Raw genomic sequence first — 12,339 nt, forward strand, 5'->3', positions numbered from 1 at the left:
TTATTAACCATATTCATTATTATTAAAAGTATTTTTAAAAATTTATTTTTTTATTTTTAAAATTATATAATAAAATTTTAAAAAATTAACAGTAAAAGTTGATTTTTGCTAATCAAAAATCTTCCTTCACTGTCCTCTAAAAATGCTTTAAATAAATTTTTTAATTCAAAAGACCCTTTTAACTATTTATTTTCCATTATGGCAAGAGCAACGGCTCCTATAACTCCCGCATCAGTCCCCAAAGCTGCTGGTACTATTTTAGTACTCTCACTCATAGCTTTAAAGCACCTTTTATCAACTACTTCTTTTACCTTCTGAAATACTATATTTCCTCCTTTTGAAACCCCTCCTCCAATTATCACCATTTCGGGGTCAAAAGAAGCAATTATATTAGCTACACATATTCCCAAATAATTTAATGCTTTATCAAGTACCTTTTGTGCTACAGCATCTCCTTTTTCAGCTTCTTTGAATACCTCATAAGCTGTAATCTTTTCATAAGAGGAAAGTGACGTCTTTTCCCCTCTTTCTACTGCTTCTTTTGCGGATCTCCCTATAGCAGTACCTGATGCCAAAGCCTCTGCACAACCATAATTACCACAATTACATTTTGGTCCATCCTTTTCTATAGTTGTATGCCCTATTTCTAATGCATTACAAGTATTTCCCCTATAAATTTTTCCATTTAATATAGCACCTCCACCTATTCCAGTAGAAACTGTTATAAATACCATATTATTTGTTCCTTGCCCAGCACCAAAAACATACTCCCCTATAGCTGCCGCATTGGCATCATTATCTAAATAGACTGGTATATTAAACTTATTTTTTAAAGGTTCAACTATATTAAAATTTTTAAAAGGAAGATTAGGAGTTGTTAAAATTATACCTTTTTTAGCATCTAAAGGTCCTGGAGATCCTACTCCTATAGCCAATATTTGATTTTTATCTATCTTGGATTCTTCTATTACTTTTTCTATAACTATAGTTATTCTATCTAGTACAACTTTTTCTCCTTGATTTGAATTTGTAGGAATAATATACTTTGAAACTATATCTCCATTAAAATCAGCAATAGCTCCAGATATTTTTGTCCCCCCTAAGTCAATTCCTATTACATACTTATTTGTCAATAATGTTACCCCCTGTAATTATATGTGCTATATTAACACTCATTAAATTTTCTATACAAAAAGGTCGGAACATCATTCCAACCTTTTTGTATAGTATAATCTCCGTATTAATTTATGTACTATCTATTCTGAAAACACCTTATTTACTAGTTTGACCAACTCTTCCTTTATTAAATCTTTTTTAATAAAATAGGTAGCGCCAAGTGTTTCACAAATGCCCATCTCATTAGCAAAATTCTTTTCACCGCCATCTGAAAGGACAATTATTTTTGCATTCTGATATTCATTTTTTAATTCTATCACAAGTTCAAGGCCACTTTTTTTCGGCATATATATATCAGTAATTATTAAATCAATATTACCTGATTTCTTATACACCTCAATTCCTTCTTCACCATCAGCAGCTTCAGATACTTTATAATTTGCTTCTTCTAAAATAAGTCTTATAAAGTTTCTAATAGTTGCAGAATCATCAACTACTAATATATTTTTTTTCCCCTTATCCATTAATTTAACCTCCCCTTTTTACCTTATAACATAAACATAAATTATTAATTCTAAATAAAATATTTAGTCTAAAAACATGATATATTATGTAATTTAAGGTCATTATATATATTTAACATCTCTAATTATATCAAAAATAATTCACAATAATTTTTAATTTTTATTTAAATTTAACATGCTTATAAAAACAAATATATATTAAATTTAAATATGGATTAAAAACTACATTTAATTCTACTTAAATCCAAATAAATCCATAATATTTTTTACCATATAATAAATTTATCCGCACTTTTTTCATTAGCACGGATTCTTTTTTATACTATCATAATAACACTCCTAATTGTAAATTTCAATATTTTTATACATATTCACCCAAGGAGTTGTTAACGCTTATACCTTAATATTAATAAATAAGAAATTTATAAAAAATAACCGGCAAAATATGTTTTGCTAATTGTATAAATGACTGCATAATCATCTATATTTTTACAGGCAAACTTCTCAATAAATAATTATGCAATCGTTTATATTAACTATGATCTTGTGATTTTCTGTTCAATCATATTCTCCACTTCTTCTTGTGTCAAACCACTAGCATTAATAACTGGAACTTTTGTGGAAGTATCACTAATACCCATCATATCTGTATTATAATCAGCTGTGACAATTGCATCCAAGTTTTCATATTTTGAAGTATTATTTTCAAAATTTCCACTTAAAGTTTCTACTGAATATCCTTTTGAACTCAAATAATCTGCAATCATAGACAATCCTTGTTCTATACCAATCCTTTTCATATGTTATCACCTCAGCTCTATTTTCTCCATTCATAGTTACTGATATACATACTTATTTTTGTAATTCATCAATTGTGTTACTCAAGCTTATAACATAGAAAATTTCAACTTAGTATAAGTACATTGCCACACGACTTTTTTGGTTGAGTCCGCATTGAATATATGACAATTTAATTATATGTGCACGCTTGAAGTTATTAGTTTGAATTTTAACTTTTATGCAGTGATATATGATAAGTATGTTATCATATTATCTAAATTGTTTTAGTATTATTCTTAAACTGTAAAAATTGAGTTTAAAACATCACAAAAATAAGGCTATTGAATTCAATACAACAGCCTTATTTATACTTTAAGTAAATGTTCTAACCAGGAAATATAAGGCATGCAGCAAAAAGTTTTTCGTAACCTTCAGATGCTCCTAATTCCATATAATCTATTTGATGACCTAATTGTTCAATTTCTTCCTTTACCTTACCAGACATAAGAGCCATATATGCACCTGTTTTAGATGAATTTCCAACATATACTAACTTATCCTGAACTTTTTCTGGTAAAATTCCTATTCCTACCAAACTGTCAGCTGATAAGTGAGCTCCAAATTGTCCTGCTACAATGACTTTATCAAGATTGTCCATATCAATATTAGCCTTTTTTAATAGAGCATAGAAGCCAGAAAGAATAGCACCCTTTGCTAATTGCACTTGGCGAATATCTCCTTGTGTAATTAGTATTTGGTCTGGATTACTTTCTAAAATAAACTGTCGTTTTCTGCCGTCCAATTGGATCATATCATAGCGATAATCTGATTCCTCTAATTTTTCTTTCTTTATAAATGCTCCATCTTTTTTTACAAGTTCTGTGCGGAGCAGCTCTTTTACAACAGCTAATATACCACTTCCACATATTCCTATTGGTTTTTTATCTCCAATAACCTGAACTTCAATTCCGCTTTCAGTAATTTTAACATCCTCAATTGCGCCTTCTGCTGCTCTCATTCCAGAACTAATATTCATTCCCTCTAAAGCTGGGCCAGCTGCACAAGAGCATGATAACAACTTTCCATGATTGGATAGAACAATTTCTCCATTAGTTCCAATATCTATAAACAGAACATTTTCCTTAGCTTTATGCAACTGACAAACATATGCTCCTGCTACAATATCTGCACCTATATAAGCCGAAACTGATGGAAGACAGTATAATCTAGCACCTGATGCTGCCTCTAAACCTATATCCTTTGCCAATACATTCTTTGACTTTGTGAATATTGGTGAATATGGAGACATTCCAATGGATGTAGCATCAATTCCCAAAAGAAGATGCATCATTGTACAATTTGCTGCAATAGAAATCTCATAAATATTTTTTCTATCTACTTTTGCCTTATTGCATATATCTCCAATCATCTCATTAATGGAATTTACAATTGCATATTGCAATTTTTCCTTTCCATCTTCAGGATTCTCCACTTCATAAGTTATTCTAGTTAAAACATCTAATCCAAAATTCTTTTGAGCATTGATCATAGAAGCTGTAGCTAATTCCTCACCTGTTTTCATATCAATTAGCGCTGTTACAACAGTTGTAGTTCCAATATCAACTGCAACTCCATAGAGAATACCTGTGGTATCTCCACTCTCAATTGCAATCAATTCTCTTCCATTAAAAACTCCTGTAACTTTTCCAGTTATGAATTCATGCTGCTGAAGCAATCTCCAATCAAATTTTTCAACATCAAATGTTTTACATATAAGCTCTTCAAAAGAACCTTGATTTTCTAATGTAGGTTTTTCTATTTCAAAAACCTCTTTATGAATTAAAGGATCAAATTCAAAATCAGGTGTATAGCCTGTAGTAAGTATGTCATGTTTTCCTTCTTTTTGTAAAATTTCAATTATAATATCCCCTTGTGGTACTACAAGGCAGGAAAGTCTTATACCTGAATCAATTTCTTCCTTTTTTAAAAGTTTTTCTTCTGTTTCTGAAATATCAGATAAACTTCCTTCTAAAAGTTTGATTTTACATTTTCCACAAGACCCTTTTCCATTACATGGATTGTCTATAAAAACATCATTTTCAAGTAAAATTTGTAACAAATTTTTATCAGGTATATATTCAAAGCTTTTATTTTGTGACTTAATATAAATCTTAGACATTACTATCTCCATCCCCTTTTGATAAACATTCTAGCATTGCTTTTACATTTTTCAAAGGAGATTTCATTCCAAGTCCACAAGCTGGGGATATAATATTTGATCCATCTTTTACACACTTTTTAGTTAGATCTTTAATTTTTTCTGGTTCGCCAAACTCAATTGCATAAGTGCTCACATTCCCCATTAATACTCTATCTTCTAAATTTTTTCTAGCATCACTCATATTGACTATAGAATCAAAACTTAAAGCATTACTTTTCACTTTATTTACTTCTGAATACACCCTCTTCATTTGTCCACATATATGCACAATTGTACCTTTATTCTCTTTTTGTACACTTTCAACAATCCTGTTAATATATTTAACAGTAAATTCTTCAAATAGCTTTGGTCCTAAAATTTCACCTGTGCCACTAGGATCAGAAATAGCAATTATATCTGCACCTGCTTCTATTTGTTTTTTTGCAAATGTAACTAATTCATCTGTAACAAAACTAAGAAATTCATGTGCTTCTTTATTACTCTTTTTTAATTCTTTATAAAAAGTAGATGGTTCCATTACAGAACTTGCTGTACTAATAGGTCCTGTTAAATTGCCTATAATAGGAACATTAGTATTCTTTGCTTTTAACAACTTAATTGCCTCAACAACTACCTTTGCTCTTCCTTCTTCATAGCTAATTGGAGAAATCTTTTTCCATTCTTTAACAGAATCAATTGCATATTCTATAACATGAGGCTCATAAATCTTTGTTCCCATGTCAACTTTTGCTCCAAAATTTTCTGCTTCAATGGTCATGCAAAATGGAACTCCATAATTCTCAAAACAACCTTCTTTATACACTGCTTCTGCTAAACCTGCCATCATTTCTGCATTAGTATGTGCTGCAGGAAACTGTATTCCAGCCTCCTCTATTAACTCTGTTGTGACCATATTCATCATGCCTCCAGGACAAATACATGGTGGTCTATCAACCTTTTCTCCATTAAAAGCCTTATTTAAACGTTCTTTTGGCGACAACATAGCCTTCACCTCTTTCTATGCTATATTAAGTAATCCTTTTACTAGTTTAACTGCTTCAATTGCATTAGAAGAATATCCATCTGCACCAATCAAATCAGAAAACTTCTTTGAAATCGGGCCTCCTCCTATAACAACTTTAAGATTTCCTCTTATTCCAGCTTCTTTCAATAACTCTACAACAGTTTTCATTCCACCCATTGTTGTTGTCATCAAGGTTGACATACAAACAAATGAAGCATTAACTTCTTTAGCTTTATCTACAAAACTCTGAAGAGGAACATCTCTACCCAAATCAATCATATCAAATCCAGCTGTTTCTAACATAATTTTTACTAAATTTTTTCCTATATCGTGAGTATCTCCCTCTACAACTCCAATTACTCCCTTTGGCTTTTCTCTATTTGCTTCATCTGCTGGAAGATGAGGTCTTAAAATCGCTAAACCTTCATACATTGCATCTGAACATAATAACAAATCCGTAACAAAATATTCTTCTTCTTCATACAATTTGCTTGCACGATTCATACCATCTACAAGACCTTCCATAATACCATCAAGTATATCATATCCCGCTTCTACATACTCTTTAGATGCCTCAATTGTATCTTCCTCTTCCATTTCAAATACACCATCAGATAATCTTTTTAATAATTCTTCTTTCGATAACGCCATTGTTTTCCCTCCATTTTTTCCTAAATTATTAATCTATATTCTAAGAGAAATTTTTTGGATCTAGTGGCCATTTTCCATATTTTCTAGCTGAAGCCATAAATTGATCGATATTTTCTAGTGGCACAGCACCAGAAAGATCACAGCCTGAGGCTAATATATATCCACATGGGCTGTCATAAGCCTTTTGTAAACACTCTTTTACTGCTAAATCTACATCATCAGTACTTCCTAGAATGAGCTTTTCTACAGGATCTACATTTCCAAGTATAGGAACCTTATTTCCTGCCATTTGTTTTGTATATGCTAAATCTACTCTGTTATCAATACTCAACATATCACAGCCGGACTTTACCATTTCTTCTACAATTGCTGTTGTATCTCCACAAATGTGATAACAAACCATTCCCTTTGCATCATGTATTTCTTTTACTAACTCTTGTGTGTATGGTAAAACAAATTCTAAATACTGCTTTTTATTAAGAATTGTTCCTGATGCAATAGGATCACATAATAGAATAAGAAGGCCTTCTTTTATAAATTCTTTGTAGATCATTTTTAGTGCATCGGTACAGAATCTGATTAATTGATGTAGCTTTTCAGGATTTTTTCTAGTTGCTCTTAATAAATTTTCTGTTTTGTAGATACTTGAAGCAGCTGTAAAAGGTCCAGTTATTAAAACTCCAATTGGAACTTCATTTCCAATCTCTTTTTTTAAGATACGTGCAGCTTCTAAATGTAATTGGAATGCTTTATCATTTTTTAGCTCTAATTTTGACATATCTAGCTTACCAACATCATTCAAATCATCTAAAACGTATTTCATAATTGCTGGTACTGAATCTTCTGGGTCACTCATTTCACTTCCTAAAGCTGCACCTACGCCATGTAATCCATATTCAACAACAGCTAAATCGTTGCCAAACCTCTCATAACAAGCTATCTGTGCTTTAGCTTCATTTAAAGCACTACTTCTTTTTTCCTTATGAGTCATTCCAAGTGCTAGTCCAGACATAGAGCAGGCAACTGGCATAGCTAGAATTCTGTCCATAGGTTTTCCTGTCATAAATGCAGCTAATCTTTGATTTGGTGTCATTTGATCATTCTTGTGCATATATTACCCTCCAAATTTTTAAATTTATTTATATTAATAATTAAAGTAAATCAAGTGTTTTTATTATTCCATCTTTTAGTTCAAAATCTTTATTTTTAATGCACATTTGTCCAACAAATTTTGCTTTTCCCATAACCTTTTCACAAGCTTCAGAATATTTTATAGATCCTCCTAGATTAATGTCCTTCCATACAGCTTTATCTGTTCCTAATAATGAAAATGTAGTTTTAGGACAAAGTAATACTATCATTTCATCATCAATGATTTCTTCAATGTTTTTCAATAATGGATAAGTAAACATTTCTACAGTCTGTTCTGCATATTTAGGTCCTAAAATATTTAGTCCGCCAGAAGAGTCAGCATAACTAATCATGTTAACTCCTACTTTTTTAGCCTCTTCAACAAAGCGTAATGTTTCCTTTTGAAATTTATCAAAAATAGCCTTCATTGTATCTGGTTCTTTTCTAAATATTTTAAAAACATGACGTGGATCAATTAAGACATTCATAATTGTAAATGGACCTGAAATGTATAAAAGTACATTCTCACCTTTATCTCTTAAATATTTACAGGCTTTTAAAACCTCTGATATACGACCTTTGGAATAATCAATTTCAGGTAAATCTAATATTTCCTGTGCTTTTGTACAAATATACTCCTTTGCTCTTGGACCAGCTTTTTCATTTCCAAGGTTGATTATTCCACCCATTGCTTCTCCCTCAACGGTATGACAGAATGGTAGCCCACAAAAATTTGCGTTATCATATTTCTTTAATTCTTCTGCCAATGTAGCCATGCTGTCCCAATGTTTATATGCCTCTGGAAACTGTAAGCCTGTTTTTTTTGTAACTTGTTCATTAATCCCTTCAGAATTATCATACGTACAATTAAAATCAATAATTTTACTCATGTTAATTTCTCCCTTTATAAAATAAGTAATCAGACATTTTAAATTATATATATCTCTCTAATTTAAAATTTTGGATATCTACTTAAAGCTTTTGATGTATGTTTATTTTTAAAGCATTGTAATATTTTTTGCCTTTTCAACTCACTACCTATAATAGCCAACTTAGTTTCTTTAAATCCCTCTACATAATCCCAATGAAAATGATGGGGAGTAAAATCAAAATAAATAAACTTTTTTGTGTCAAGCTCTAAAATTCCTTTAGCTCTCAAAACATAGCCATAATCCTTACCTTTTAGAGAATTCAATATTCTATCTATTTCTTCCTCTGTAAAACTTTTAGGATTAGCAATAGATACTGTGCTGAATACTTTACTTGCTGGTATTGATAGAGATTTTTCTTTTAAATCAACTTCAATGTTTTTAATTGTATCTAATATTTCAATTATTTCTTTACCTTCATAAGAATACCAATCATCCTTAATTATACATGCTTTCTCATTATTTAATTTTATCTTAGAAATTACTTCTTCAACTTTTAAGTCATCTACACTATCTATATGACTTAAAAATATAACATTAGCATTTTGAATTTGATCTAAATAAAATCCACCAAAGTTTTCTAAGTAATCATCAAACGCACTTACATCTATAATAGTTATAAGATGATTTACCCTTATTGGTAAATCCGAATTTTCAGAAATTTTCTTGCAAACCTTTACAATATCTGATAAATTTCCTACTCCAGATGGCTCTATAAATATATGTTCAGGTTTATATTTTAGTGCTAATTCCTCTATACTATCTTTAAAATTTTTTACTAAGCTGCAACAAATACAGCCAGCATAAATTTCTTTAATAGGTAGTTTGTCATTAATCAAGTCTCCATCAATGCCAATATCACCAAATTCATTCTCAATTAAAGCAATTTTACCCTTAATATTAGGAATGATTTTTTTTAAAAATGTAGTTTTTCCAGCTCCTAAGAATCCAGAAATAATATTTACATTAATAATCAATACAAACCTCCTTTATTCACTGTTAATTATATGTTAAGTAATTAACATATAATTTTAAAAATAAATTCATAATATTTTTTATTATGTGTCATTTTATAGATAATCTTAAATTATTTTGTTGATATCTACTAATTAATTTTAACATTTAAAATACTATCGGTCTAATCATTATTAATTATTCTTTCCAACACATTTATAAGTTATATTTATACCTTTACATTTATAAATATATATGCATTAATCTACCTATTTTACTATAGATATTTTTAGCAACCATGACAAGATATCCTTTTCATTTTAATTCAAAACGAAGAAATTGTTGCAATTTTATAAAATATGTATTAGTATATAATCATAAATTTAATAACTCAGATGAAAATAGTGGGAGAGTTATGGCTGTTGCCATTCACCGAAGAAGTAAATCTTTCAGGTACCTAATTTAAATTAGAGATGACCGCTATTGGATGAAACCTTGGAGAGACTCTTTAATAGAGCACCGAAGGAGAAAGCCGCAAAGGCGAAACTCTCAGGTAAAAGGACAGGGGACAGGTAACATATCTTACAAAAGTAATATATTATCAATTACTTCATTTAGATCTTATCTATTCCCATTTGTATCTCCAATTACAAAATATTTATAGTAAAAGGTATTTTTAGTACATGCCTTTTGACTAGAATGGAGGGATAAAATGGATCAATTAACAAAACTACTTACTCAAATTAATTCTATCATATGGGAGGATTCCTCTTCTAATACCATTAATGAGAACTGGAATCTAAATCACCATACTTCTAGGGTTACTTCAATTGTTCAAATTGTTTCTTACTCTAAAACTTATTTTTGAGAAAAATCAATAAAATTATAATTAAAAGGTGATATTACTAGTTTTAGATAATTATGCACTAAAATAGCAGGTACTATTGAAGTTATACTTTGTATTAGCATTAACATCAATGATGCTTTTTGTACACTATTTTAATGTAAAATTATTCATTTATTTCAAAATAATAACTTAAAAACATACTTACACTGAAACAAATTTAAAAACAGTGATATTTAGAAAGGCGGAATATATATGTCAGAAAATCAAAACTTATCAAGAGGATTAAAAAATCGTCATGTCCAGTTACTAGCAATTGGGGGTGCAATTGGTACTGGATTATTCCTTGGTTCAGGTAGATCAATTCACCTAGCTGGTCCATCTATTTTATTTGCATATATGATAACAGGTATAATGCTCTTCTTTGTTATGCGTGCTCTTGGAGAATTATTACTTTCTAATTTGAATTACCATTCTTTTGTAGAGTTTGTATATGATTACCTAGGAGAAGGAGCAGCCTTCATTACTGGATGGACATACTGGTTTTGCTGGGTTTCGCTTGCTATGGCCGATGTAGCTGCCACTGGGCTTTATATACAATACTGGTTTCCAAATGTAGGCAGGTGGGTTCCAAGCCTTATAGTTCTTGTAGTTTTGCTAATTATGAACCTTACTGCAGTAAAATTATTTGGTGAAATGGAATTTTGGTTTGCTCTAATTAAAGTTATCGCAATTTTAGCACTTATTATAGTTGGTACATTTATGATTATAAAAGGATTTTCTACAAATGCTGGTGCATCTAGCTTTACAAACCTCTGGAATCACGGTGGCTGGTTGCCAAATGGGGTAAGTGGTTTTATACTTTCTTTTCAAATGGTTGTATTTGCTTTTACTGGAATCGAATTAGTAGGACTTACAGCTGGTGAAACTGAAAACCCAGAATCTGTTATTCCAAAAGCTATTAACAATATTCCAATTAGAATTATTATTTTCTATGTAGGAGCACTTACTATTATTATGGGTATATACCCTTGGAATTCAATTGATCCAACTAAAAGCCCATTTGTACAGGTATTTTCTGCAGTGGGAGTAGCAGCAGCAGCAAGTATTGTAAACTTTGTTGTACTAACATCAGCTGCATCTGCTTGCAATAGTGGTATCTTCAGTACAAGCCGTATGGTTTATTCTCTTGCTAAAGAAAATAATGCACCTAAATCAATGAAAAAATTAACTTCTAATCACATACCTTCTAATGCTACAATATTCTCTGCAACTGTCATATTGATTTCGGTTATATTAAATTACATTATGCCTGAAGGAGTATTCGTACTCATTACAAGTATATCAACGTTTTGTTATATATTCATATGGGCAATTATAATTATCTGTCATATAAAATATCGTAAAAACAAACCAGAACTTGCAGCTAAAAGCAAATTCAAAATGCCACTTTATCCAATTATAAACTATTTGATTCTAGCATTCTTTGCTTTTGTTTTAGTTACCTTGGCACTAAATAATGAAACTCGTGTAGCCTTATTTGTAACACCTATATGGTTTATAATGCTTGGTATAATTTATAAGATAGTTAAATCAAAAAAGAAAAATCAACAAAAAGATCTTCATGATGTAGATGGAAATTTAGCATAAACTCAAATTTCGCAGTTTATGCATATGTAAGCGAAGTAACTTTCAACTGTATTCCGGCTGATATATGCTGTGAAGGAAAACTCACTTCACAGCATATATCAGTCTCCATACAGTTGAAAGTTACTTCTTAGTGCATTACGTATATACATAATACTTTCTCATATGGCTCTAAATAAAAAGCGTAGCTTTCATAATACTTGTTATCTAGTTTATGTATATTCCAGCTAATTTAATAATATCCTATGGCGCAGCCTGAAAAAATAGTAAGTTAATCTATTGTGCTATTTGAAATTTAAAGTATAAAAATTTTAGAACTTTAAACACTTTGTAAAATCCTTCTTATTCTTTTACCCAATAGCTACTACAATCATCATAACGTTCCATAAATCCATACTCTATTAAGGCTCTTCTAGTAGTAGCATAGTCCTCATTTATTCTTTGTAAAATTCTATTTATCTCTTTTTCAGAGTTTTTTTACTTGTTTTATTGACAAATTAATATTTTATATCTACTATTTATTATATAATTTTATTTTA

General features: G+C 30.2%; 11 protein-coding genes, 1 pseudogene and 1 riboswitch. Of the genes and pseudogenes, 2 read left to right on the forward strand and 10 right to left on the reverse strand.

All coding sequences use genetic code 11. The annotated features are described in order from the left end of the window. Positions 1 to 182 precede the first annotated feature (182 nt). The 9 genes from EG57_RS0208105 to EG57_RS0208145 form a co-directional block, all read right to left on the reverse strand. A complete protein-coding gene (locus EG57_RS0208105; RefSeq protein ID WP_032076734.1) occupies positions 183 to 1,133 on the reverse strand; it encodes an ROK family protein in 951 nt (316 codons plus the stop codon). 123 nt (positions 1,134 to 1,256) lie between these two features. Further along, a complete protein-coding gene (locus EG57_RS0208110; RefSeq protein WP_032076735.1) occupies positions 1,257 to 1,640 on the reverse strand; it encodes a response regulator in 384 nt (127 codons plus the stop codon). A gap of 536 nt (positions 1,641 to 2,176) precedes the next feature. Beyond that, a complete protein-coding gene (locus EG57_RS0208115) occupies positions 2,177 to 2,440 on the reverse strand; it encodes a YkuS family protein (protein WP_029162577.1) in 264 nt (87 codons plus the stop codon). 365 nt (positions 2,441 to 2,805) lie between these two features. Further along, positions 2,806 to 4,599 (reverse strand): ASKHA domain-containing protein, encoded by a 1,794-nt coding sequence (locus EG57_RS0208120; RefSeq protein ID WP_032076736.1) that lies wholly within the window; start codon positions 4,597 to 4,599, stop codon positions 2,806 to 2,808. Beyond that, the gene (locus tag EG57_RS0208125; RefSeq protein ID WP_032076737.1) at positions 4,592 to 5,623 is read right to left on the reverse strand and encodes a methylcobamide:CoM methyltransferase MtbA; all 1,032 of its coding nucleotides are present in this window, start codon (positions 5,621 to 5,623) and stop codon (positions 4,592 to 4,594) included. The genes EG57_RS0208120 and EG57_RS0208125 overlap by 8 nt, the downstream gene beginning before the upstream one ends. A gap of 15 nt (positions 5,624 to 5,638) precedes the next feature. Continuing rightward, positions 5,639 to 6,295, reverse strand: a complete 657-nt coding sequence (locus EG57_RS0208130) for a corrinoid protein (RefSeq protein WP_032076738.1) — start codon at positions 6,293 to 6,295, stop codon at positions 5,639 to 5,641. 40 nt (positions 6,296 to 6,335) lie between these two features. Next, on the reverse strand, positions 6,336 to 7,406 hold the full coding sequence (locus EG57_RS0208135) for a uroporphyrinogen decarboxylase family protein (protein WP_032076739.1): 1,071 nt from the start codon (positions 7,404 to 7,406) through the stop codon (positions 6,336 to 6,338). Between the two features lie 40 nt (positions 7,407 to 7,446). Then, positions 7,447 to 8,316, reverse strand: coding sequence for a methylcobamide--CoM methyltransferase (locus EG57_RS0208140; RefSeq protein WP_032076740.1), 870 nt, complete (start codon positions 8,314 to 8,316; stop codon positions 7,447 to 7,449). A gap of 62 nt (positions 8,317 to 8,378) precedes the next feature. Further along, positions 8,379 to 9,332 (reverse strand): CobW family GTP-binding protein, encoded by a 954-nt coding sequence (locus tag EG57_RS0208145; RefSeq protein WP_032076741.1) that lies wholly within the window; start codon positions 9,330 to 9,332, stop codon positions 8,379 to 8,381. A 462-nt stretch (positions 9,333 to 9,794) separates the two neighbouring features. Continuing rightward, positions 9,795 to 9,884: riboswitch (glycine riboswitch) on the forward strand. Positions 9,885 to 10,021: 137 nt separating this feature from the next. Between EG57_RS0208145 and EG57_RS26490 the strand changes: the two genes are divergently transcribed. Further along, positions 10,022 to 10,177 carry a hypothetical protein gene (locus EG57_RS26490; protein WP_161782702.1) on the forward strand — a complete coding sequence of 52 codons (156 nt, stop codon included), beginning with the start codon at positions 10,022 to 10,024 and terminating at the stop codon, positions 10,175 to 10,177. 231 nt (positions 10,178 to 10,408) lie between these two features. Then, entirely contained in the window at positions 10,409 to 11,803 is a 1,395-nt protein-coding gene (locus EG57_RS0208150) for an amino acid permease (protein ID WP_032076742.1), read from the forward strand. A 339-nt stretch (positions 11,804 to 12,142) separates the two neighbouring features. On the opposite strand, the pseudogene EG57_RS25745 reads toward EG57_RS0208150, so the two are convergent. Next, positions 12,143 to 12,271: pseudogene (locus EG57_RS25745) on the reverse strand (DUF2087 domain-containing protein); the annotation flags it as partial. Positions 12,272 to 12,339: the final 68 nt, after the last annotated feature.

This window comes from Clostridium drakei, from assembly GCF_000633595.2.
Taxonomy (GTDB): domain Bacteria; phylum Bacillota; class Clostridia; order Clostridiales; family Clostridiaceae; genus Clostridium_AM; species Clostridium_AM drakei.

Excerpts from the sequence above, each read along its gene's own strand:
- EG57_RS0208110 (WP_032076735.1), bottom strand. The coding sequence starts at position 1,640 with ATGGATAAGGGGAAAAAAAATATATTAGTAGTTGATGATTCTGCAACT.
- EG57_RS0208150 (WP_032076742.1), top strand. The coding sequence starts at position 10,409 with ATGTCAGAAAATCAAAACTTATCAAGAGGATTAAAAAATCGTCATGTC.
- EG57_RS0208140 (WP_032076740.1), bottom strand. The coding sequence starts at position 8,316 with ATGAGTAAAATTATTGATTTTAATTGTACGTATGATAATTCTGAAGGG.
- EG57_RS0208135 (WP_032076739.1), bottom strand. The coding sequence starts at position 7,406 with ATGCACAAGAATGATCAAATGACACCAAATCAAAGATTAGCTGCATTT.
- EG57_RS0208130 (WP_032076738.1), bottom strand. The coding sequence starts at position 6,295 with ATGGCGTTATCGAAAGAAGAATTATTAAAAAGATTATCTGATGGTGTA.
- EG57_RS0208115 (WP_029162577.1), bottom strand. The coding sequence starts at position 2,440 with ATGAAAAGGATTGGTATAGAACAAGGATTGTCTATGATTGCAGATTAT.
- EG57_RS0208125 (WP_032076737.1), bottom strand. The coding sequence starts at position 5,623 with ATGTTGTCGCCAAAAGAACGTTTAAATAAGGCTTTTAATGGAGAAAAG.
- EG57_RS26490 (WP_161782702.1), top strand. The coding sequence starts at position 10,022 with ATGGATCAATTAACAAAACTACTTACTCAAATTAATTCTATCATATGG.
- EG57_RS0208120 (WP_032076736.1), bottom strand. The coding sequence starts at position 4,599 with ATGTCTAAGATTTATATTAAGTCACAAAATAAAAGCTTTGAATATATA.